The sequence below is a fragment of the Streptomyces sp. NPDC097107 genome, from assembly GCF_044762405.1.
GTDB lineage: Bacteria > Actinomycetota > Actinomycetes > Streptomycetales > Streptomycetaceae > Streptomyces > Streptomyces thinghirensis.
On sequence record NZ_JBIWEF010000013.1, the window covers coordinates 98,658 to 120,585 of the forward strand.

Here is a 21,928-nt window from a genome sequence, read left to right on the forward strand (position 1 = left end):
CGTGTGACGGGCTCCGGGGCGACAGCGCCCCGGAGCCCGTCGGCGTACGGCACGGCAGCGCACCGAGGGGAGTGCGGGCCGCATCGGTGTGCGGCCGGGCGGCCCCGGACGCGAGCACACCCCCCACGGCCGGTACGTCCGCGGACGTACCGAACCGCCCACGGCGCGGGCGAGTCCCCTGCTCACCCAGCGGAGCGACATGCGCTCACAGCGAACACCCGCGGAACCGGGATGGCACCGCGGGGCCTGCGCGTTAGGGTCCATGAGTACGAGGGCAGGGGAGTCCCCGAAACCGGCCGGACGGCCCCGAGCCCCGGCAGAACACGTGAGACGGCCCGGCGCCGTCGTAAGACGAGCAGGTGGATACGTGACGAATCTGATGCCCTCCGCCGCCGGCGAGCCCTCCATCGGTGGTGGCCTCGGCGACCAGGTCTACAACCGGCTGCTCGGCGAGCGGATCATCTTCCTCGGCCAGCCGGTCGACGACGACATCGCCAACAAGATCACCGCACAGCTGCTGCTCCTTGCCGCCGACCCGGACAAGGACATCTTCCTGTACATCAACAGCCCCGGCGGCTCGATCACGGCCGGCATGGCGATCTACGACACCATGCAGTTCATCAAGAACGACGTGGTGACGATCGCGATGGGGCTGGCGGCCTCGATGGGGCAGTTCCTGCTCAGCGCGGGCACCCCGGGCAAGCGCTTCGCGCTCCCGAACGCCGAGATCCTGATCCACCAGCCCTCCGCCGGCCTGGCGGGCTCAGCCTCGGACATCAAGATCCACGCCGAGCGGCTGCTGCACACCAAGAAGCGCATGGCGGAGCTGACCTCCCAGCACACCGGTCAGACGATCGAGCAGATCACCCGCGACTCGGACCGCGACCGCTGGTTCGACGCCTTCGAGGCCAAGGAGTACGGCCTCATCGACGACGTCATCCCCACGGCCGCCGGCATGCCGGGCGGCGGCGGCACGGGGGCCTGAGCCGCTCCCCGCGGGCCCCGGGTCCACCCGGGCCCCGCGGCGCCGAGCCCAGCCCTCCGCGGGCCCAGTGTGCCCCTCCAGCCGGCCCCGAGCCGACCGCCTCAGCCCCTTCCCAGGAGAAACTGTGAACGACTTCCCCGGCAGCGGCCTGCACGACAGCGTGCGTGCCGAGTACACCGGCCCGTCCGCCGAGTCCCGCTACGTGATCCCGCGCTTCGTCGAGCGCACCTCCCAGGGCGTTCGCGAGTACGACCCGTACGCGAAGCTCTTCGAGGAGCGGGTGATCTTCCTCGGCGTCCAGATCGACGACGCCTCCGCCAACGACGTCATGGCGCAGCTGCTGTGCCTGGAGTCGATGGACCCCGACCGGGACATCTCGATCTACATCAACAGCCCCGGCGGCTCCTTCACGGCGCTCACGGCCATCTACGACACGATGCAGTTCGTGAAGCCCGACATCCAGACGGTCTGCATGGGCCAGGCGGCCTCCGCCGCCGCGATCCTGCTGGCCGCCGGCACGCCGGGCAAGCGCATGGCGCTGCCCAACGCCCGCGTGCTGATCCACCAGCCGTACAGCGAGACCGGCCGCGGCCAGGTCTCCGACCTGGAGATCGCCGCCAACGAGATCCTCCGGATGCGCGGCCAGCTCGAGGACATGCTGGCCAAGCACTCCACCACGCCGGTCGAGAAGATCCGCGAGGACATCGAGCGCGACAAGATCCTCACGGCCGAGGACGCCCTGGCCTACGGCCTGGTCGACCAGATCATCTCCACCCGGAAGATGAACAACGAGTCGGTTCGCTGACACGGAGCGGGTATCGTCTGCTGCTCCTTGGCACGGTCCACGCCAAAGTGAACCGTGCCAAGGGGGGCCCGGACGGGGGGCCCGGCAAGGTACCGTCGGACATAAGGCAGCACCAGGAGTCCGCTGGCCGTTGACGTGACGTCGGCGGCGGGGAGTCTCCCAGGCGAAGGGGAAGCACACCGTGGCACGCATCGGTGACGGCGGCGATCTGCTCAAGTGCTCGTTCTGCGGCAAGAGCCAGAAGCAGGTCAAGAAGCTCATCGCAGGGCCCGGTGTCTACATCTGCGACGAGTGCATCGACCTCTGCAACGAGATCATCGAGGAGGAGCTGGCGGAGACCAGCGAGGTGCGCTGGGAGGAGCTCCCCAAGCCCCGCGAGATCTACGAGTTCCTCGACGGGTACGTCGTCGGCCAGGAAGCGGCCAAGAAGGCGCTCTCCGTAGCGGTGTACAACCACTACAAGCGCGTTCAGGCCGGCGAGAACGGCGGCGCCCAAGGCCGTGAGGACGCCATCGAGTTGGCGAAGTCCAACATCCTGCTGCTGGGCCCCACCGGCTCCGGCAAGACCCTCCTCGCCCAGACCCTGGCGCGCATGCTGAACGTCCCCTTCGCGATCGCCGACGCCACGGCGCTCACCGAGGCCGGTTACGTCGGTGAGGACGTCGAGAACATCCTGCTCAAGCTGATCCAGGCGGCGGACTACGACGTCAAGAAGGCCGAGACCGGGATCATCTACATCGACGAGATCGACAAGGTCGCGCGGAAGAGTGAGAACCCGTCGATCACGCGCGACGTCAGCGGCGAAGGCGTCCAGCAGGCGCTGCTGAAGATCCTCGAGGGCACCACGGCCTCGGTCCCGCCGCAGGGCGGACGCAAGCACCCGCACCAGGAGTTCATCCAGATCGACACGACGAACGTGCTGTTCATCGTGGGCGGCGCCTTCTCGGGCCTGGAGAAGATCATCGAGGGCCGGGCCGGTGCCAAGGGCATCGGCTTCGGCGCGACGATCCGCTCCAAGCGGGAGCTGGAGTCCAAGGACCAGTTCGAGGCCGTCATGCCCGAGGACCTGGTCAAGTTCGGCATGATCCCCGAGTTCATCGGCCGGCTCCCCGTCATCACCTCGGTCCACAACCTCGACCGCGAGGCCCTGCTCCAGATCCTGGTCGAGCCGCGCAACGCACTCGTCAAGCAGTACGAGCGCCTCTTCGAACTCGACGGCGTCGAGCTGGACTTCGAGCGCGAGGCCCTGGAGGCCATCGCCGACCAGGCCATCCTCCGCCAGACCGGCGCCCGCGGCCTGCGCGCCATCATGGAGGAAGTCCTCCAGGGAGTCATGTACGAGGTCCCCTCCCGCAAGGACGTCGCCCGCGTCGTCATCACGGCCGACGTGGTCCTCTCCAACGTCAACCCGACGCTGATCCCGCGGGATTCGCGGGGGCGGGGGCCGGGGGAGCAGAAGACGGCGTAGCCGTCACCGTACGAACGGCGAATGCCGAAGGGGCCCCGGTCGACCGACCGGGGCCCCTTCGACGTCGCGCGCGGGCGTCAGGCCTTGACGCGGATCTCCTTGCGGAGCTTGGTGGTGATGTCGACGGCGACGTCCTTCGTCACACCCTTGGTGGCGTCACCGGGGGAGACCACGGCGGCCGTGCTGTAGTCGGCCCAGACACAGATCCAGTCGGTCTTCTCCTTCTCGGTGACCGGGTTGGTGCCCTCGACCCCCTGGCACTTCATGACCGCGCCGTCCAGGTCGACCGACTCGGGCTCGCCGAGCACCTTGCCGCCGGTGCCGGTGCCGGACGAGGAGCTCTTCTCGGACTGCTTCTTGAACTCCGCGAAGAACTTGTCGAGCGTCGCCTCGGGATCGGAGATCTTGCCGTAGCCACCGATGAAGGTGATGCCCTTCGCCGTCGCCATCTCCGCGGGGTCCGGCGCGGTGCTCGGGTCCGAGGGGTCGTAACCGCTCAGGTCCGCCGTGGAGTAGAACCCGGTCACCCCCGTGCCGTCCTCGATCCCGGACTTCGCGAGGTCCTCCGTGTCGCTGTCGGAGGACGCGGTCTCGTCACTGCCACGCGTGTAGTCGCCGAGCACCGTCTTCGGCGTCGTCAGCTTGTGCGCGCCGTCGTCCTCCAGGCCGCCCGCACCACCGCCCCCGCCGAACACGAAGTACGCCCCCACGCCGATCGCCGCCACGACGGCGACCGCGCCGATGATCAGGCCCGTCTTCTTCTTGCCGCCGCCCGGCGCCGGGGGCTGGGGCATGCCGTACGGCTGCTGGCCGTAGGGAGGCTGCTGGCCGTACGGGGCCTGCTGGCCGTACGGCGGCTGCTGGGGCGGGACGCCGCCCTGCTGGGGCTGCTGCGGGTAGCCGTAACCCGGCTGCGCGGGCGGAGGCGTCTGCTGGGGATAGCCGTAGCCGGGCTGGGGGGCCTGCGGCGGCTGCTGGCCGTACGGGCCCGGCTGGCCGTACGGTCCGGGCTGCTGGGGCTGCCCGCCGTACGGGCCCGGCTGGTTGTGACTCATTTCTGGGTTCCCCTCCAGATGCTTACGTGGTGCTGACATCCTGACGCAGGCCTGGTGTGCGCAGGTCACCGGGGGCCACACCGTTACAGAGGAAACGCGTTTCGGGACACGGTCGTGACGCCCTTAAACTGACCCCCGTGACCGAGAACTCTCAGCAGCCGCAGCCCGCACCCACCACCGAACTGCCGACCCAGTACGCGCCGGCCGAGGTAGAGGGGAAGCTGTACGAGCGCTGGGTGGAACGGGGTTACTTCGAGGCGGACGCGGACGGCGACAAGCCTCCGTACACCGTCGTCATCCCCCCGCCGAACGTCACGGGCAGCCTGCACCTCGGGCACGCCTTCGAGCACACGCTCATCGACGCCCTGACCCGCCGCAAGCGGATGCAGGGGTACGAGACGCTGTGGCAGCCCGGCATGGACCACGCCGGTATCGCCACGCAGAACGTCGTCGAGCGGGAGCTGGCCAAGGAGGGCAAGTCCCGGCACGACCTCGGCCGGGAGGCGTTCGTCGAGCGGGTCTGGCAGTGGAAGGGCGAGTCCGGCGGGCAGATCGGCGGGCAGATGCGGCGCCTGGGAGACGGTGTCGCGTGGTCGCGTGAGCGGTTCACCATGGACGAGGGCCTGTCCCAGGCCGTCCAGACCATCTTCAAGCGGCTCTACGACGACGAGCTGATCTACCGCGCCGAGCGCATCATCAACTGGTGCCCCAGGTGTCTGACGGCCATCTCGGACATCGAGGTCGAGTACCAGGACGACGACGGCGAACTGGTCTCCATGAAGTACGGCGACGGGGACGACACGATCGTCGTCGCCACCACCCGTGCCGAGACGATGCTCGGCGACACGGCCGTCGCCGTCCACCCCGAGGACGAGCGGTACAAGCACCTGATCGGCAAGCTCGTCAAGCTGCCGCTCACCGACCGCTCCATCCCGGTCGTCGCCGACGAGCACGTCGACCCCGAGTTCGGCACCGGTGCCGTCAAGGTGACGCCCGCCCACGACCCGAACGACTTCGAGATCGGCCGGCGCCACGACCTGCCCGCCATCGCGGTCATGGACGAGCACGCCGTCATCACCGTCCACGGCCCCTTCCAGGGCCTGGACCGTCTCGAGGCCCGCTCCGCCGTCGTCGCCGCGCTGCGCGCCGAGGGCCGGATCGTCGCCGAGAAGCGGCCGTACGTCCACAGCGTCGGCCACTGCTCGCGCTGCAAGACCACCGTCGAGCCGCGCCTGTCCATGCAGTGGTGGGTCAAGGTCGGCCCGCTGGCGAAGGCCGCCGGCGACGCCGTCCGCGACGGCAAGGTCAAGATCCACCCGCAGGAGATGGAGAAGCGGTACTTCGACTGGGTCGACAACCTCCACGACTGGTGCATCTCGCGCCAGCTGTGGTGGGGCCACCGCATCCCGGTCTGGTACGGCCCGGAGGGTGAGGTCGTCTGCGTCGGGCCCGACGAGGAGCCGCCGAGCGGCGAGGGCTGGCACCAGGACTCCGACGTCCTGGACACCTGGTTCTCCTCCGGCCTGTGGCCGTTCTCCACGCTGGGCTGGCCCGAGCAGACCGACTCGCTCGCGAAGTTCTACCCGAACTCCGTCCTGGTGACCGGCTACGACATCCTCTTCTTCTGGGTCGCCCGGATGATGATGTTCGGCCTGTACGCGATGGACGGCACCCCGCCGTTCCACACCATCGCCCTGCACGGCATGGTCCGTGACCAGAACGGCAAGAAGATGTCCAAGTCCTTCGGGAACGTCGTGAACCCGCTGGACTGGATGGACAAGTACGGCTCCGACGCGCTGCGCTTCACCCTCGCGCGCGGCGCCAACCCGGGCGTCGACGTCCCGATCGGCGAGGACTGGGTCCAGGGCTCCCGGAACTTCGCCAACAAGATCTGGAACGCCACCCGCTTCGCGCTGATGAACGGCGCGACGGTCGACGGCCCGCTGCCGGACGCCTCGAAGATGTCGTCGACCGACCGCTGGATCCTCTCCCGGCTCAACTCGGTGGTCGCCGAGGTCGACGCGTACTACGAGGACTACCAGTTCGCGAAGCTGTCCGACGCGCTGTTCCACTTCGCCTGGGACGAGGTCTTCGACTGGTACGTCGAGCTGTCCAAGACGACGTTCCAGGCCGGCGGCGAGGCCGCCGAGGTCAGCAAGCGCGTCCTCGGCGAGGTCCTCGACGTCACGCTGCGGCTGCTGCACCCGGTCGTTCCCTTCGTCACCGAGACGTTGTGGACGACGCTCACGGGCGGCGAGTCGGTCGTCATCGCCGCGTGGCCGTCGGACTCCGGCTTCCGGGACGCCGACGCCGAGCGGGAGATCTCGACCGTCCAGTCGGTGATCACCGAGGTCCGCCGGTTCCGCGCCGACCAGGGCCTCCAGCCCGGCCAGCGGGTTCCGGCGCGGCTGACGCTCGCGGGCAGCCCGCTCGCGGCCCACGAGGCGGCCGTCCGGCAACTGCTGCGGCTCCAGCCGGAGGGCGACGCCTTCACGGCGACGGCGACCCTGCCGGTGGCGGGCGTCGAGGTCGCCCTCGACCTGTCCGGGGTCATCGACTTCGCGGCGGAGCGCAAGCGGCTCGCCAAGGACCTCGCCGCCGCCGAGAAGGAGAAGGCCCAGGCCACGGCCAAGCTGGGCAACGAGGCGTTCCTCGCCAAGGCGCCGGAGCAGGTCGTGGACAAGATCCGGGGCCGGCTGGCCAAGGCGGACGAGGACATCGCCCGCATCCAGGCCCAGCTGGAGAAGCTGCCGGAGGCGTAGCCCGCCGGTCGTGTGTCGGTGAAGGCCCCCGGAGTCCGATCGGCTCGGGGGCCTTCGCCCGCGTCGCGGTGGGTCGCGGCGCAGTGGGGTGCCGCCCGCGCCCACCCGTGCCGCCCCAGGCGGCACGAATGCCCGCGGAGAGCGGGTACGTAGACTGGTCCCCGTGAGCGACATCCCCGGCGAGAACGACCAGCCCGACCCCTCGGACCCCCTCGACTCCTTCGACGAGATCATCGACGCGGAGACCACCCGCGACCCCGACCTCGCCGTCATCGAGGCCGGCAGCCGCACCCTGCGCACCCAGGGCGGCCCCCCGCAGGCCGACGTGCCCGCGCGGCCGGAGGATCCCGAGGTGGACAAGGCCCTGCGCGAGGTGGAGACGGAGCTCGCGACGCGCTGGGGCGAGACCAAACTGGAGCCGTCCGTCACCCGGATCGCCGCGCTGATGGACGTACTGGGTGACCCGCAGCGGTCGTACCCGTCCATCCACATCACGGGGACCAACGGCAAGACCACCACCGCCCGCATGATCGAGGCCCTGCTCGGCGCCTTCGAGCTGCGCACCGGGCGGTACACCTCGCCGCACGTGCAGTCGGTCACCGAGCGCATCAGCCTGGACGGGGCGCCGATCTCCGGCGAGCGGTTCGTCGAGACGTACGAGGACATCAAGCCGTACGTCGAGATGGTGGACGGCCGCCAGGAGCACCGGCTGTCCTTCTTCGAGGTGCTGACCGGCATGGCGTACGCCGCCTTCGCCGACGCGCCCGTGGACGTGGCCGTCGTCGAGGTCGGGATGGGCGGCTCCTGGGACGCCACCAACGTCATCGACGGGGACGTCGCCGTCGTCACCCCCATCGACCTGGACCACACCGACCGGCTCGGCGAGACGCCCGGCGCGATCGCGACCGAGAAGGCCGGCATCGTCAAGCAGGACGCCACCGTGATCCTGGCCCAGCAGCCGGTGGACGCGGCGCAGGTGCTGCTGAAGAAGGCCGTGGACGTCAACGCCACCGTGGCGCGCGAAGGGCTGGAGTTCGGCGTCGTCGCCCGGCAGGTCGCCGTCGGCGGGCAGCTGATGACCCTGCGCGGGCTCGGCGGCGAGTACACCGAGGTCTACCTGCCGCTGCACGGCGCCCACCAGGCGCACAACGCGGCCGTGGCGCTGGCCGCCGTCGAGGCGTTCTTCGGCGTCGGCGCGCAGCGTCCCGAGCCGCTGGACATCGACACCGTGCGCAAGGCCTTCGCCGCCGTCGCCTCACCGGGCCGGATGGAGGTCGTCCGGCGTTCGCCGACCGTGGTGCTGGACGCCGCGCACAATCCGGCCGGCGCCCGGGTCACCGCGGAGGCGGTCGGTGAGGCGTTCCAGTTCAGCCGGCTCATCGGCGTGGTCGGCGCGAGCGGCGACAAGAACGTGCGGGGGCTGCTGGAGGCCTTCGAGCCGGTCTTCGCCGAGGTCGTCGTCACCCAGAACTCCAGCCACCGCGCGATGGACGCCGACGAGCTGGCCGGAATCGCCGTCGAGGTGTTCGGCGAGGACCGCGTCCAGGTCGAGCCGCGGCTGCCGGACGCCCTGGAGGCCGCGATCACGCTGGCCGAGGAGGAGGGCGAGTTCGCGGGCGGCGGTGTGCTCGTCACCGGTTCCGTCATCACCGTCGGCGAGGCCCGACTGCTCCTCGGGAGGGGCTGAGAAACCGTGCGTATGCTCTGTGCTTCGACTCTGATCAGCGAGTTCCTCGTCATCGGCTTCGCCGGACTGGTCGCCATGAAGGACCCGGACCTGTCCGTCGGGACGGTGTGGACGGTCAGCGGCATCGCGATGGTCCTGTGCGTCGCGCTGTGCGGCGTGGTCACCCGGCCCGGCGGCATCGCCTTCGGCTGGGCCCTGCAGATCGCGCTGATCGCCTCCGGCTTCGTGGTGCCGTCCATGTTCTTCCTCGGCGCGATCTTCGCCGCCCTGTGGTGGGCCTCCGTGCACTACGGACGGAAGATCGACGAGGCGAAGGCGAGGTTCGCGGCCCAGGCCGAGGTCTCCGCGCCCGACGCCGCCTGACGCTGTGTGACAGGCGCCGCGACACGCCCGGTAACCTCAGTCATCACCCCGCACCACCGCACACCCCCAAGGGAGCCCGTCGTGACCCAGCGCAGCCTCGTCCTCCTCAAGCCCGACGCCGTCCGTCGTGGCCTGACCGGCGAGATCATCAGCCGTATCGAGCGCAAGGCCGGCTGGCAGATCACCGCGCTGGAACTGCGCACCCTGGACGCCGAGACGCTGGAGCAGCACTACGGCGAGCACAAGGGCAAGCCCTTCTACGAGCCGCTGGTCGACTTCATGGCGTCCGGTCCGGTCGTCGCCATGGTCGTCGAGGGCGAGCGGGTCATCGAGGGCGTGCGCGCGCTGGCCGGCCCCACCGACCCGATCGCCGCCGCTCCCGGCTCGATCCGCGGGGACTTCGGCGTGATCGTGCGGGAGAACCTGATCCACGCCTCGGACTCCGAGGAGTCCGCCGAGCGCGAGCTGAAGATCTTCTTCCCGGGTCGGGTCTGAACCTCCTCCGGGACACGCCGGACTGCCTTTTTTCTGACAGGCCGTCAGCCGAATGGCCGAGGCGAGGCCGGGGCGGTCGCGTAAAAGCGACCGCCCTGTGGCATATGCGCGCCTGATCGGGGGAACGGATGCCCCCGTTGGCCCGTCTCCACAAGCGAGGCGCCGCGCCATCTGCTGACAATGGCGAAGACCCTCGCGCAGTGTTCGCGAAAGCGCGTCTACGATGGAAGCCTCCACGCGTCACTGCATCCACTTCGCCTACCTGAAAAGCCCTCAAAAGCTCCTGGGAAGGCCAGTCGAATCCTGATGGGGAACTCAATGTCGTTCATCGGCCGTGACATGGCTGTCGACCTCGGGACCGCCAACACGCTGGTGTACGTCAGGGGTCGCGGGATCGTACTCAACGAGCCGTCCGTCGTCGCGATCAACACCAACACCGGTGGCATCCTCGCGGTCGGCGCCGAAGCGAAGAAGATGATCGGGCGCACGCCCGGCAACATCGTTGCCGTGCGCCCGCTGAAGGACGGCGTCATCGCCGACTTCGAGATCACCGAGCGGATGCTCCGCTACTTCATCCTGAAGATCCACAAGCGGCGTTATCTGGCTCGTCCGCGGGTCGTCGTCTGTGTGCCCTCGGGCATCACGGGCGTCGAGCGCCGCGCCGTCATCGAGGCGTCGTCCCAGGCCGGCGCCCGGCAGGTGCACATCATCGAGGAGCCCATGGCCGCGGCCATCGGCTCCGGCCTGCCGGTCCACGAGGCCACGGGCAACATGGTGGTGGACATCGGCGGCGGCACCACGGAGGTCGCGGTCATCTCGCTCGGCGGCATCGTCACCGCCCAGTCCATCCGCGTCGCGGGTGACGAGCTGGACAACGCGATCATCCAGCACGTGAAGAAGGAGTACAGCCTTCTGCTGGGCGAGCGCACGGCCGAACAGATCAAGATCACGATCGGTTCGGCGTACGACCTCGACGCTGACGAGCACACCGAAATCCGTGGCCGGGACCTCGTCTCCGGGCTGCCCAAGACCGTCGTCATCTCGGCCGGCGAAGTGCGCAAGGCCATCGAGGAGCCGGTCAACGCGATCGTCGACGCGGTCAAGACCACCCTCGACAAGTGTCCGCCGGAGCTGTCCGGCGACATCATGGACCGGGGCATCGTCCTGACCGGCGGCGGCGCGCTGCTGCGCGGGCTCGACGAACGGCTGCGCCGGGAGACCGGAATGCCGATCCACATCGCCGAGGACCCGCTGGACAGCGTGGCGCTCGGCAGCGGCAAGTGCGTCGAGGAGTTCGAGGCACTCCAGCAGGTGCTGGACGCCTCGCCCCGCAGATGACGTAACACTTCGGTTCCGCCGTACGAGACGATCTCCTCTCGTGCGGCGGATCGTTGATATAGAGGGTTGCGGTACCGGATGCGCGTGAAGCGCCCGACGTACCGAATCAGCTGAATTCCTGAACACCGCCACGTACATTCCGAGATTCCCGAATTCGACGAGGAAGGCACGGCCGCCGCACGTGAGGGACACGAAAGAGAGCCGGCTGCTCCTGGTGCTGCTGATCGCCATCGCGTTCGCACTGATCACGGTGGACATCCGCGGTGGGGAGGATTCCCCGGTCGACGGTGCCCGGCAGGCCGCGGCGGGCGTCTTCGGTCCGATCGAGAACGGGGTGTCGTCCGCGGTCGACCCGGTCGGCAACGCGGTCTCCGCCGTCCGCGACTCCGGCGACCGGCACGACCGGCTCGCCGAACTGGAGACGCAGAACGCGGCCCTGAAGGCGAAGCTCGGCAGCGACGAGCGCGGCCGCAGCCGCCTGAAGCAGTTCGACAAGATGCTCGGGCTGGCCGGCGCCGGCCAGTACGGCATCAAGGGCGCCCAGGTCATCGCCATAGGAGCCGCTCAGGGCTTCTCCTGGACCATCACCATCGACGCCGGCGCCGACGACGGCATCAAGCGCGACATGACCGTCCTCAACGGCGACGGCCTCGTGGGCCGCGTGACCACCGTCGGCCCGGGCACCGCCACCGTGCTGCTCGCCAACGACCCCGACTTCACCGTCGGCACCCGGATGGAGGCCGGTGACGAACTCGGCTTCGCCTCCGGCCAGGGCGGCCGGCCCCTGCGCGTCGAACTCCTCAACGGCAAGGCCGACGTCAAGAAGGGCGACCGCCTGGTCACCTTCGGCTCCCAGGCCGACAAGCCGTTCGTGCCCGGCGTGCCCGTAGGCGTCGTCTCCCGCATCGACCCCTCCGGCGGCGACCTGACCCGCACCCTCGACGTCACGCCGTTCGTCAGCTTCACCAAGCTCGACATCGTCGGCGTCGTCGTCCAGGCCCCGCAGAAGGACCCGCGCGACACGGTGCTCCCGGACAAGCCGACGCCGAAACCCACGCCGACCGTCACGGTGACCGCGACCCCGTCCGCCGGGGCCGGCACCGACGGGGGGACACAAGGCGAAGAGAACGAGCAGACCGAGCAGAACCAGCAGAACGAGCAGTAGGAGTTCTCACCCCATGCGCGTCAACCGGATCCTGCTGTCCGTCTCCCTGGTCGTCGTCGCCCTGGTGCTCCAGGTGAGCGTCCTCGCCCGCCTCCACCTGCCCGGCGCCGTCCCCGACCTGCTCCTCCTCACCGTCCTCGGCCTCGCCCTGGTCTACGGCCACGTCGGCGGCGCCCTCGTCGGTTTCGGCGCAGGGCTGCTCGCCGACCTCGCCCCGCCCGCCGACCACGCCGCCGGCCGCTACGCCCTGGTGCTCTGCGTCATCGGCTACCTCGCCGGCCTCGCCAAACCGGAGAACGGGCGGCTCAGGACGGCCACCGGCCCGATGGCCGTCGTGGTCGTCGCCGCCCTCGGCGCCACCCTGCTGTACGCGGGCGTCGGAGCCCTCGTCGGCGACACCGCCGCCCGCCATGTCGGCCTGCCCAGCCTGCTGTTCACGGCCGCCCTGTACGACCTGCTGCTCGCGCCGTTCGTCGTCCCCGGCATCATGGCCCTGGCCAGACGCGCCGAGAACGACCCGCTGGCCGAGACCAACTCCGCCGGCCAGAAGAGCGACATCGCCTCCGGCTGGCTCTCCGGCGGCACCGGGCTGCGCATCGGCAACCAGCGCAACGGACTGCGGGTGAAGGCGGCGCGGGCGCGGGTCGCCCGGGCCGGACGCATCAAGGGGGTCAAGCGGCTGTGACGACGCGGCAGCACACGAAGCGGCCGTGCGCGACGCGGCCGTACACAAGGACCACGCACCTCACGAGGGGGAGGCAGCCGCGGTGACCAACATCCCCGAGACCGGCCGCAGCACACGCGTCCAGACCCGGCTCGTCGTCATCCAGATCCTCGTCCTCTCCCTCCTGGGCACCCTCGGCGGCCGGCTCTGGTACCTCCAGATCCGCCAGGGCGACGAGTACGCCAAGGAGGCCTCCGGCAACCACGTCCAGCAGGTCGTCCAGCCCGCCCCCCGCGGCTCCATCCTGGATGCCCGCGGTGTGGCACTCGCCGACAACGAGACCCGGCTCGTCGTCTCCGCCTCCCGCACCGACCTGCTCAAGATGAAGGACGACGGCAAGACCGTCCTCACCAAGCTCGCCGGGGTCCTGGGCATGACGCCCAAGGAGGTCATGGAGAAGGTCCGGCTGTGCGACGCCGAGACCCCCCAGCCCTGCTGGAACGGCTCGCCCTACCAGCCGATCCCCGTCACCGACGAGGCCACCCCCAAGCAGGCCCTCCAGATCCGCGAACGGGCCGAGGACTTCCCCGGCATCACCGCCGAGCCCATGGCCGTACGCCGCTACGCGAGCCCCGGCAAGGCGAACACCGGGCAGGTCCTCGGCTACCTCTCCCCGGTCACCGACGAGGAGATCCAGAAGGCCGAGGACACCGACTCGCCCTTCCTGCGTTCGGACCAGGTCGGCCGCTCCGGCCTGGAACGCCAGTACGACAAGGCGCTGCGCGGCAAGGCCGGCGTCACCCGCTACGAGGTCGACAACCTCGGCCGCGTCATCGGCGAGGCCGAGTCCGACCCGGGCGTGCCCGGCTCCAACCTCGTCACCAGTCTCGACGCCCGCGTCCAGCGGGTCGCCGAGTACGAGCTGAACGAGGCGATGAAGGCCGCCCGCAAGGAGATGGACCGCAACACCAACCGGCTCTACGAGGCCGACGCGGGCGCGGTCGTGGTGATGGAGGCCAAGACCGGCCGCGTCGTCGCCATGGCCTCCAACCCGACGTACGACCCGAACGCCTGGGTCGGCGGCATCTCCGCCAAGGACTACAAGCGGCTCACCGGCAAGGAGTCCAACTACCCGCTGCTCAACCGGGCCACCCAGGGCCAGGCCGCCCCCGGCTCGATCTTCAAGGTCGTCTCCTCGTCCGCCGCGGTCGAGGCCGGCTACGACTTCGACGGCGGCTACGACTGCTCCAGCTCCTACTCCGTCGGCGGCCAGGTCTTCAAGAACTTCGAGTCCGCCAGCTACGGCTCCATCAGCATCGGCCGCGCCCTGGAACTCTCCTGCGACACCGTCTACTACCGCCTGGCCCACCAGGAGTGGAAGAAGGACGGTGGCATGAAGCCCAAGAATCCCAACGACTACTTCTACAAGGCCGCCCACGAGTTCGGCCTCGGCAAGGAGACCGGCATCGACCTGCCCAACGAGGTCACCGGCCGGGTCCCCGACCGCAAGTGGAAGCAGAACTACTGGGAGGCCAACAAGGACGCCTGGTGCAAGACGGGCAAGAAGGACGGCTCCTACGTCGAGAAACTCGCGTACGAGGGCTGCCTCGAGGGCAACAGGATGCGCGCCGGTGACGCGATCAACTACTCCATCGGCCAGGGCGACACCCTCGTCACCCCCATCCAGATGGCCACCGTCTACGCGGCCATCGCCAACGGCGGCACCCTGTACGACCCGAGCATCGGCAAGGCGGTCGTCAGCCCGGACGGCAAGGAAGTCGACGCGATCGAGCCCAAGTCGCACGGCAAGCTGCCGATAAGCAAGACCACGCTGGCCAAGATGGACGACGCCCTCGAAGGCGTCGCCACCCGCGGCACCGCCGCCTGGCGCTTCGAGGGCTGGCCGCAGGACGAGATCCCGATGCACGCCAAGACCGGCACGGCAGAGGTCCACGGCAAGCAGACCACCTCGTGGTTCGCCACGTACACCGACGACTACACGATCGTCATGACGATCTCCCAGGGCGGTACGGGCTCCGGCGCCTCCGGCCCCGCCGTCCGCAACATCTACGACGCGCTGTACGGCGTCTCCGACGACGGGAAGGTCGACGGCAAGAAGGCGCTGCTGCCCAAGCCGCAGGCGGAGCTCCCGACGATCAAGGCGGACGGCACCATCCCCGCGCCGAAGATGTCCAAGGACGCCGTCAAGGACCTGCTGCCGAAGGAGGAGGCCTCCCCGGAGGAGGAGTACGCCCCCCTCGACGGACAGGAACAGGGAGCGACGACGCCGACGCAGAACGGCGACAACCGCGACACACGCCGGCACCGACGACGCGGCGGCGCGGGCCGGCACGGCGGCGGAAAGCGCAGTGCGGGCAGAAGCGGAAGCCGGAGGGCGCGCGCATGACCGGTTCCAACAGCTTCCAGGTCTCCGGATACGGACCCGAGAAAGCCGGGTGGACCCGACTGCTCGCCCGGGACTCGATGGCGCGCCGGCTCGACTGGCCGATACTGCTGGCCGCCGTCGCGCTCTCGCTGCTGGGCTCGCTGCTCGTCTACTCCGCGACCCGCAACCGCACCGAACTCAACCAGGGCGACCCGTACTACTTCCTGACCCGGCACCTCCTGAACACCGGCATCGGGCTCGCCCTGATGGTCGGCGTCGTCTGGCTCGGCCACCGCGCCCTGCGCACCGCCGTGCCGGTCCTCTACGGCGCGTCCGTCTTCCTGATCCTGCTGGTGCTCACCCCGCTCGGCTCGACCATCAACGGCGCCCACTCCTGGATCAAACTCCCCGGCGGCTTCTCCCTCCAGCCCTCGGAGTTCGTCAAGATCACGATCATCCTGGGCATGGCGATGCTGCTGGCCGCCCGCGTCGACGCGGGGGACCGGCCGAACCCGGACCACCGGACCGTGCTCCAGGCCCTGGGCCTGGCCACCGTGCCGATGCTGATCGTGATGCTCATGCCCGACCTCGGCTCGGTCATGGTCATGGTCATCATCGTGCTGGGCGTGCTGCTCGCCTCCGGCGCCACCAACCGCTGGGTGTTCGGACTCATCGGCGCCGGAACCGCCGGCGCCCTCGCCGTCTGGCAGCTCGGGGTCCTCGACGACTACCAGATCGCCCGCTTCGCCGCCTTCGCCAACCCGGCACTCGACCCCGCCGGCGTCGGCTACAACACCAACCAGGCACGCATCGCGATCGGCTCCGGCGGCCTCACCGGCTCCGGCCTCTTCAACGGCTCACAGACCACCGGCCGCTTCGTCCCCGAACAGCAGACCGACTTCGTCTTCACGGTCGCCGGGGAGGAACTCGGCTTCCTCGGCGCGGGCCTCATCATCGCCCTGCTCGGCGTGGTGCTCTGGCGCGCCTGCAGGATCGCACGCGAGACCACCGACCTGTACGGCACGATCGTCGCCGCCGGAATCGTCGCCTGGTTCGCCTTCCAGACCTTCGAGAACATCGGCATGACGCTCGGCATCATGCCGGTCACCGGACTGCCGCTGCCCTTCGTGTCGTACGGCGGCTCGTCGATGTTCGCCGTGTGGCTCGCGGTCGGGCTGCTCCAGTCGATCACGGTGCAGAGACCGATGTCCGCCTGAGCAGGGGCCCGGCCGGGACGCGGGCCACGGGCGGTACGGGGGACCTCCTTCGCCGGGTTAGGCTGGATGGTCCCCCTTGTCAGCACACAAAGGTTCCCTGAGATGCCTGCCGAAGCCGCCGAGCCTGTGAAGTCTGTGTTTCCGCAGCTCGAAGCTCTGCTCCCGCATGTGCAGAAGCCGATCCAGTACGTCGGCGGAGAGCTCAACTCCACGGTCAAGGACTGGGAATCCTGCGACGTCCGCTGGGCCCTGATGTACCCCGACGCGTACGAGGTCGGTCTGCCCAACCAGGGCGTCATGATCCTCTACGAGGTGCTCAACGAGCAGCAGGGCGTCCTCGCCGAGCGCACCTACAGCGTGTGGCCGGACCTGGAGGAGCTGATGCGGGAGCACTCCGTCCCGCAGTTCACCGTCGACAGCCACCGCCCGGTGCAGGCCTTCGACGTCTTCGGCCTCTCCTTCTCCACGGAGCTGGGCTACACCAACATGCTGACCGCCCTGGACCTGGCCGGCATCCCGCTGGAGTCCAAGGACCGCGGCATCGACGACCCGGTCGTCCTGGCCGGCGGACACGCGGCCTTCAACCCCGAGCCGATCGCCGACTTCATCGACTGCGCGGTCATCGGCGACGGCGAGCAGGCCGTCCTGGAGATCACCGCGATCATCCGCGCCTGGAAGGCCGAGGGCCGCCCCGGCGGCCGCGAGGAACTCCTCCTCCGCCTGGCGAAGACCGGCGGCGTGTACGTCCCCGGCTTCTACGACGTCGAGTACCTCCCCGACGGCCGTATCGCCCGCGTCGTCCCCAACCGCTCGGGCGTCCCGTGGCGCGTCTCCAAGCACACCGTCATGGACCTCGACGAGTGGCCCTACCCCAAGCAGCCTCTCGTCCCCCTCGCCGAGACCGTCCACGAGCGCATGTCGGTGGAGATCTTCCGCGGCTGCACCCGAGGCTGCCGCTTCTGCCAGGCCGGCATGATCACCCGCCCGGTGCGCGAGCGCTCCATCACCGGCATCGGCGACATGGTCGAGAAGGGCCTGAAGGCCACCGGTTTCGAAGAGGTCGGCCTGCTCTCGCTCTCCTCCGCGGACCACTCGGAGATCGGCGACGTCGCCAAGGGCCTCGCGGACCGGTACGAGGAGGACAAGATCGGCCTGTCCCTCCCCTCCACCCGCGTCGACGCCTTCAACATCGACCTGGCCAACGAGCTGACCCGCAACGGCCGCCGCTCGGGCCTCACCTTCGCCCCCGAGGGCGGCTCCGAGCGCATCCGCAAGGTCATCAACAAGATGGTCTCGGAGGACGACCTCATCCGGACCGTCGCCACGGCCTACGGCAACGGCTGGCGCCAGGTGAAGCTGTACTTCATGTGCGGCCTGCCCACCGAGACCGACGACGACGTCCTCCAGATCGCCGACATGGCCACCCGCGTCATCCAGAAGGGCCGCGAGGTCTCCGGCTCCGGCGACATCCGCTGCACGGTCTCGATCGGCGGCTTCGTCCCCAAGCCCCACACCCCCTTCCAGTGGTCGCCGCAGCTCTCCGCCGAGGAGACGGACGCCCGCCTGCAGAAGCTCCGCGACAAGATCCGCGGCGACAAGAAGTACGGCCGCTCCATCGGCTTCCGCTACCACGACGGCAAGCCCGGCATCGTCGAGGGCCTCCTCTCCCGCGGCGACCGCCGCACCGGCGCCGTGATCCGCGCCGTCTACGAGGACGGCGGCCGCTTCGACGGCTGGCGCGAGCACTTCTCGTACGACCGCTGGATGGCCTGCGCCGACAAGGCCCTGGAGCCCTTCGGCGTCGACGTCGACTGGTACACCACCCGCGAGCGCGGCTACGAGGAGGTCCTCCCCTGGGACCACCTCGACTCCGGCCTCGACAAGGAGTGGCTCTGGGAGGACTGGCAGGACGCCCTCGACGAGACGGAGGTCGACGACTGCCGCTGGACGCCGTGCTTCGACTGCGGGGTGTGCCCGGCGATGGACACGGAGATCCAGATCGGCCCGACCGGCAAGAAGCTGCTGCCGTTGACGGTCAAGAAGCCGGAGACCAGCAGACACGCTCACTGACCGTGTCGCACGAGTGCCGCTCCCGGCTCGCGGCGGGGCCTGCCGCTTCCTGGCGTGGCGATACTCGCTACGGAGGAGGCGGACATGTCATCGAGCGAGCCGCCCCGGGACGGATCCGCGGGTAGCGGCCCGCAGTGGGGGAGCCGGGGTGGCGTCCCCTCTCCCGGGCAGTGGGCGACTCCTCCCGAGCCGCCACCCGGGCGGCAGCGGCGGGGGCGCGGCTGTCTGTGGGGGTGTGCCGGCGCCCTGGCCGCGGTGGTCGTCATCATCGTGATCGTGACGGCGATCGCGCTGGGGGCGGCGACGAGAGCACCACACCCGCGCCCGGCAGGACCACCACCGGGAACACGGCGCGGGAGACGCCGCAGGAAACCGAGGGCGGCGGCGAACGAGCCGACCTCGCCGGCTTCGAGCCGGACAACCGCTCGGCGGCCGGCGGCACCGGCATCTGGGTGGTCTGGACGATCAGGAACGGCAGTGGCGAGGAGTCCGGCTACTCGTGGGACGGGGAGGCGGTCGACGCCGACGGCACCCGCCTGGAGAACGGGACCCAGCTGGAGACGGACGTGCGCCCCGGCCAGACCGCCCGGGGCGAGTACCCGACGACGCTCAGGAGCACGAAGGGCGTCGAACTCAACGTCACCGGCTTCGACCGGGCCGTGAGTCACTGACGGTCCGGGGCTGTCGCGCGCCGCGGGATCCGAACCGGGTCGCGCGGCGTCTTCATGGGCATGGTGGATCTGGCGAAGGCGCCCGGGGTGGGTCCGCGGGAGGAAGCGGTGCGGCGGCCGGATGCCGAGGGGTGTCTGGTCGTGGCGATCCGGATTCCCGTGCGGATCGTGGTCCTGGTGCTGGTCCTGCCGGTGCGGATGGTGTGGGACGCGCTGGTCGTCGCCGGGAGGGTGCTGCGGGACACGGTGCTGCGGCCGTTCGGGCGGGCGCTGGCGTGGCTGGGGCGGGCCGTCTTCGTGTGGCCGCTGGTCGGGGTGTGGCGGTATGTCCTCGTGCCGGTGGCCCAGGGGGTCGCCTGGCTCGGGAAGGTGCTGCTCGTCGTACCGGCGGTGGGGGTGTACCGGTGGCTGCTGACGCCGGTCGGGCATGGGCTCACCTGGTTCTTCATGGGTGTGGGCGCCGGGTTCGCGGCCGTCGGGCGGGGGCTGTACGCCGTTCTCGCCCGGCTGGCGCGGTATCTCGTCGTCGTACCGGCGGCGTGGCTCTACGCCTGGGTGCTCACTCCGGTCGGGCACGCGCTCGCCTGGTGCGGCAGGGGGCCGGCCTGGTGCGCCAGGGGAATCGTCCGGTGCCTGGGCATGGTCGTCACCGGTGTGGGGACGGCCCTGTACTGGATCGTCCGGGTGCTGTTGGTGCTGCCCGCCCTGGTGCTGTGGCGGTGGGTGCTCACGCCGGTCGGGCGAGTGTCCGCCGTCATCGGGAGGGAGGTCCTGGACGCCCTCGGGCACGCCTGGCGGATCGCGGGGCACATCTCGCGCGCCGTCGGGCGGTTCCTCGGCACCCTCTTCCGGTGGACCGTCGCCGAGCCGGCGCGATGGGCGTACCGGAGCGTCCTGACGCCGGTGGGGCACGCCGTGCGGGACACCGTTCTGCGGCCGCTCGCCGAGGGTGCGCGCGGCGTGGGGCGGGCGGCCCGGCAGGCGCTCGGCTCCGCCCGGTCGTCCGTGCGGCAGGCCCGTGCCGATGTGCGCCGGATGCTCTTCGGGGAGCCGGCGAAGCAGCCGACGGTGGTACGGCGGGAACCATCCGCGGCCGAGGCACGTACTCTTGGTAGCAGTACGACCGCTCTCACGAAGGACTGAACGACACTGGGCAAGCGACAGCCCGAAGGCCCGCCGCCCGTACCCGCGGTGCAGCGCATCCGACTGCGTTACACCAAGCGCGGCCGCCTCCGGTTCACCAGCCACCGTGACTTCCAGCGCGCCTTCGAGCGTGCCCTGCGCCGCGCCGAGGTACCCATGGCGTACTCGGCGGGGTTCACGCCGCATCCGAAGGTGTCGTACGCCAATGCCGCACCCACCGGCACGGGCAGTGAGGCGGAGTACCTGGAGATCGCGCTCACCGAAGCGCGCGACCCGGAGCGGCTCAGGCTGCTCCTCGACGAGTCGCTGCCCACCGGGCTCGACATCGTGGAGGCGGCCGAGGCCCGGACCTCCGGACTCGCCGACCGGCTGACGGCTTCCGTGTGGGAGCTGCGGCTGACCGGTGTGGATCCCGCGGAGGCCGAACGCGCCGTGGCGGCGTTCAACGCGGCCCCGGCCGTGGAGGTCCAGCGCAGGACCAAGAACGGCGTCCGTACCTTCGACGCCCGCTCCGCCGTCGCGCACCTCGAGAGCGCCACCACGTACGGTTCGCCGGCTGATAGGCCGACCGACCAGCCCTGTGCGATACTGCGGCTGGTTGTTCGGCACGTGACGCCTGCCGTACGACCCGACGACGTCCTGTCCGGTCTTCGCGCCGTGGCCGACCTGGCGCCGCCGGTCCCCGCTGCGGTGACCAGGCTGGCGCAGGGGCTGTTCGATGAAGAGACCGGTGCGGTGACCGACCCGCTCGCGCCCGACCGCGAGGCAGAAGCGCCCGAGCCGCAACCGGCCGCCGCTTCCGCCGCCGCGAAGGCGTCGGCGTAAGGAAGGTTCCGCTCAGGGACGGACGTCGCAGCGCCGCCCTCGAACTCGGGAGCCACCTGGGTCGGGCAGCGCACCGATCACAAGACTTTCGCCAGGCCGTGCACGACAAGGGGTACGGAACCGGCGAGACAAGACACGGAGAGCTTCCGAGCGGCGCCCGCGCCCCGGACGGCGGCGACCGCGCATCGCGCGAGCCGCGGACGTCACCGGCGGTCGACATGGTCGATGCCGGGCCAGGCGCGGCGCCCGGGAGCCTGACGGGAGAAACCCCCGCATGCTCGAACCGACCGAATCCACAGAGTCCTCGACCACCTCGACGGGCTCCGAATCGCAGACCCCCAGCGACACCCTGCCGCCGCGCCGTCGGCGCAGGGCCGCGTCCCGCCCGGCGGGCCCGCCGTCCGGTGTTCCCGAGGCGCCGGCGGAGACCGTCGCGCCGGCCGAGGTGACCGACGAGGCGGAAGAGGCGGAGGCCGAGGCCGCCGCCGAGGTGCCCGAGGCGGCTCCGGAGCCCGCGTCCGCGGGCCGGCCGCGGCGCCGTGCGGTGCGCCGCGCCTCCGCGCCCGCCGGGGCACCGACGTCGGCGGAGACGGCCGAGACCGTCGTGCCGGCGTCCACCGCCGCCGAGCCGCCGGCCCGGCCCGAGCCGGCCGCGGTGCCTGCGGCCGCCGAGGTGTCCGCGCCTGCCGAGGAGGCTGCTCCGCGCCGTAGCCGGCGTCGTGCCACGCGCAGTGTGACGGCGCCGACCGAGTCGGCCGCCGAGGAGATGTCCGCTGCTGCGGTGTCGGACGCCGGGCCGGCCGCGGTGCCTGCGGCCGCCGAGGTGTCC

The 21,928-nt window shown here is 70.5% G+C and carries 17 protein-coding genes and 1 pseudogene; 17 read left to right on the forward strand and 1 reads right to left on the reverse strand.

From position 1 onward, the window contains the following. Window positions 1-379 precede the first annotated feature (379 nt). From ACIQ1J_RS28335 to clpX, 3 genes are all read left to right on the forward strand, one after another. Entirely contained in the window at window positions 380-985 is a 606-nt protein-coding gene (locus ACIQ1J_RS28335; protein ID WP_193776311.1) for an ATP-dependent Clp protease proteolytic subunit, read from the forward strand. 124 nt (window positions 986-1,109) lie between these two features. Then, a complete protein-coding gene (locus ACIQ1J_RS28340) occupies window positions 1,110-1,790 on the forward strand; it encodes an ATP-dependent Clp protease proteolytic subunit (RefSeq protein ID WP_403561191.1) in 681 nt (226 codons plus the stop codon). Between the two features lie 181 nt (window positions 1,791-1,971). After that, window positions 1,972-3,258, forward strand: a complete 1,287-nt coding sequence (gene clpX / locus ACIQ1J_RS28345) for an ATP-dependent Clp protease ATP-binding subunit ClpX (RefSeq protein ID WP_121747006.1) — start codon at window positions 1,972-1,974, stop codon at window positions 3,256-3,258. Window positions 3,259-3,335: 77 nt separating this feature from the next. On the opposite strand, the gene ACIQ1J_RS28350 is transcribed toward clpX, so the two are convergent. Further along, entirely contained in the window at window positions 3,336-4,313 is a 978-nt protein-coding gene (locus ACIQ1J_RS28350) for a hypothetical protein (protein ID WP_403561193.1), read from the reverse strand. 137 nt (window positions 4,314-4,450) lie between these two features. Between ACIQ1J_RS28350 and ACIQ1J_RS28355 the strand changes: the two genes are divergently transcribed. The 14 genes and pseudogenes from ACIQ1J_RS28355 to ACIQ1J_RS28420 form a co-directional block, all read left to right on the forward strand. After that, entirely contained in the window at window positions 4,451-7,075 is a 2,625-nt protein-coding gene (locus tag ACIQ1J_RS28355) for a valine--tRNA ligase (RefSeq protein WP_403561195.1), read from the forward strand. A gap of 163 nt (window positions 7,076-7,238) precedes the next feature. Continuing rightward, window positions 7,239-8,762, forward strand: a complete 1,524-nt coding sequence (locus ACIQ1J_RS28360) for a bifunctional folylpolyglutamate synthase/dihydrofolate synthase (RefSeq protein ID WP_403561197.1) — start codon at window positions 7,239-7,241, stop codon at window positions 8,760-8,762. Between the two features lie 6 nt (window positions 8,763-8,768). Further along, a complete protein-coding gene (locus tag ACIQ1J_RS28365) occupies window positions 8,769-9,125 on the forward strand; it encodes a DUF4233 domain-containing protein (RefSeq protein WP_403561199.1) in 357 nt (118 codons plus the stop codon). A gap of 81 nt (window positions 9,126-9,206) precedes the next feature. Beyond that, window positions 9,207-9,620, forward strand: coding sequence for a nucleoside-diphosphate kinase (gene ndk / locus ACIQ1J_RS28370; RefSeq protein ID WP_210962090.1), 414 nt, complete (start codon window positions 9,207-9,209; stop codon window positions 9,618-9,620). A 318-nt stretch (window positions 9,621-9,938) separates the two neighbouring features. After that, window positions 9,939-10,958, forward strand: coding sequence for a rod shape-determining protein (locus tag ACIQ1J_RS28375; protein ID WP_087809356.1), 1,020 nt, complete (start codon window positions 9,939-9,941; stop codon window positions 10,956-10,958). A gap of 181 nt (window positions 10,959-11,139) precedes the next feature. Further along, window positions 11,140-12,123, forward strand: a complete 984-nt coding sequence (gene mreC, locus ACIQ1J_RS28380) for a rod shape-determining protein MreC (RefSeq protein ID WP_403561201.1) — start codon at window positions 11,140-11,142, stop codon at window positions 12,121-12,123. Window positions 12,124-12,136: 13 nt separating this feature from the next. Beyond that, entirely contained in the window at window positions 12,137-12,808 is a 672-nt protein-coding gene (gene mreD / locus ACIQ1J_RS28385) for a rod shape-determining protein MreD (protein ID WP_210962092.1), read from the forward strand. 82 nt (window positions 12,809-12,890) lie between these two features. Continuing rightward, window positions 12,891-15,194, forward strand: coding sequence for a penicillin-binding protein 2 (mrdA, locus tag ACIQ1J_RS28390; protein WP_403561203.1), 2,304 nt, complete (start codon window positions 12,891-12,893; stop codon window positions 15,192-15,194). Next, the gene (gene rodA / locus ACIQ1J_RS28395; protein ID WP_210962094.1) at window positions 15,191-16,390 is read left to right on the forward strand and encodes a rod shape-determining protein RodA; all 1,200 of its coding nucleotides are present in this window, start codon (window positions 15,191-15,193) and stop codon (window positions 16,388-16,390) included. The genes mrdA and rodA overlap by 4 nt, the downstream gene beginning before the upstream one ends. A gap of 102 nt (window positions 16,391-16,492) precedes the next feature. Then, a complete protein-coding gene (locus tag ACIQ1J_RS28400) occupies window positions 16,493-18,460 on the forward strand; it encodes a TIGR03960 family B12-binding radical SAM protein (protein WP_403561205.1) in 1,968 nt (655 codons plus the stop codon). A 170-nt stretch (window positions 18,461-18,630) separates the two neighbouring features. Beyond that, window positions 18,631-19,131: a hypothetical protein gene (locus tag ACIQ1J_RS28405; protein ID WP_403561207.1), complete on the forward strand. Its 501-nt coding sequence runs from the start codon at window positions 18,631-18,633 to the stop codon at window positions 19,129-19,131. Window positions 19,132-19,185: 54 nt separating this feature from the next. Further along, the gene (locus ACIQ1J_RS28410; protein ID WP_403561209.1) at window positions 19,186-20,274 is read left to right on the forward strand and encodes a hypothetical protein; all 1,089 of its coding nucleotides are present in this window, start codon (window positions 19,186-19,188) and stop codon (window positions 20,272-20,274) included. A 48-nt stretch (window positions 20,275-20,322) separates the two neighbouring features. Then, window positions 20,323-21,099, forward strand: coding sequence for a TIGR03936 family radical SAM-associated protein (locus ACIQ1J_RS28415; RefSeq protein WP_403561211.1), 777 nt, complete (start codon window positions 20,323-20,325; stop codon window positions 21,097-21,099). 274 nt (window positions 21,100-21,373) lie between these two features. Continuing rightward, window positions 21,374-21,928, forward strand: a pseudogene (locus ACIQ1J_RS28420) (ribonuclease E/G); the annotation flags it as partial.

Coding starts and splice junctions, on each gene's coding strand:
- ACIQ1J_RS28335 (WP_193776311.1), top strand. CDS start 380: ATGCCCTCCGCCGCCGGCGAGCCCTCCATCGGTGGTGGCCTCGGCGAC.
- ACIQ1J_RS28350 (WP_403561193.1), bottom strand. CDS start 4,313: ATGAGTCACAACCAGCCGGGCCCGTACGGCGGGCAGCCCCAGCAGCCC.
- ACIQ1J_RS28375 (WP_087809356.1), top strand. CDS start 9,939: ATGTCGTTCATCGGCCGTGACATGGCTGTCGACCTCGGGACCGCCAAC.
- mreD (WP_210962092.1), top strand. CDS start 12,137: ATGCGCGTCAACCGGATCCTGCTGTCCGTCTCCCTGGTCGTCGTCGCC.
- rodA (WP_210962094.1), top strand. CDS start 15,191: ATGACCGGTTCCAACAGCTTCCAGGTCTCCGGATACGGACCCGAGAAA.
- ACIQ1J_RS28400 (WP_403561205.1), top strand. CDS start 16,493: ATGCCTGCCGAAGCCGCCGAGCCTGTGAAGTCTGTGTTTCCGCAGCTC.
- ACIQ1J_RS28410 (WP_403561209.1), top strand. CDS start 19,186: ATGGGCATGGTGGATCTGGCGAAGGCGCCCGGGGTGGGTCCGCGGGAG.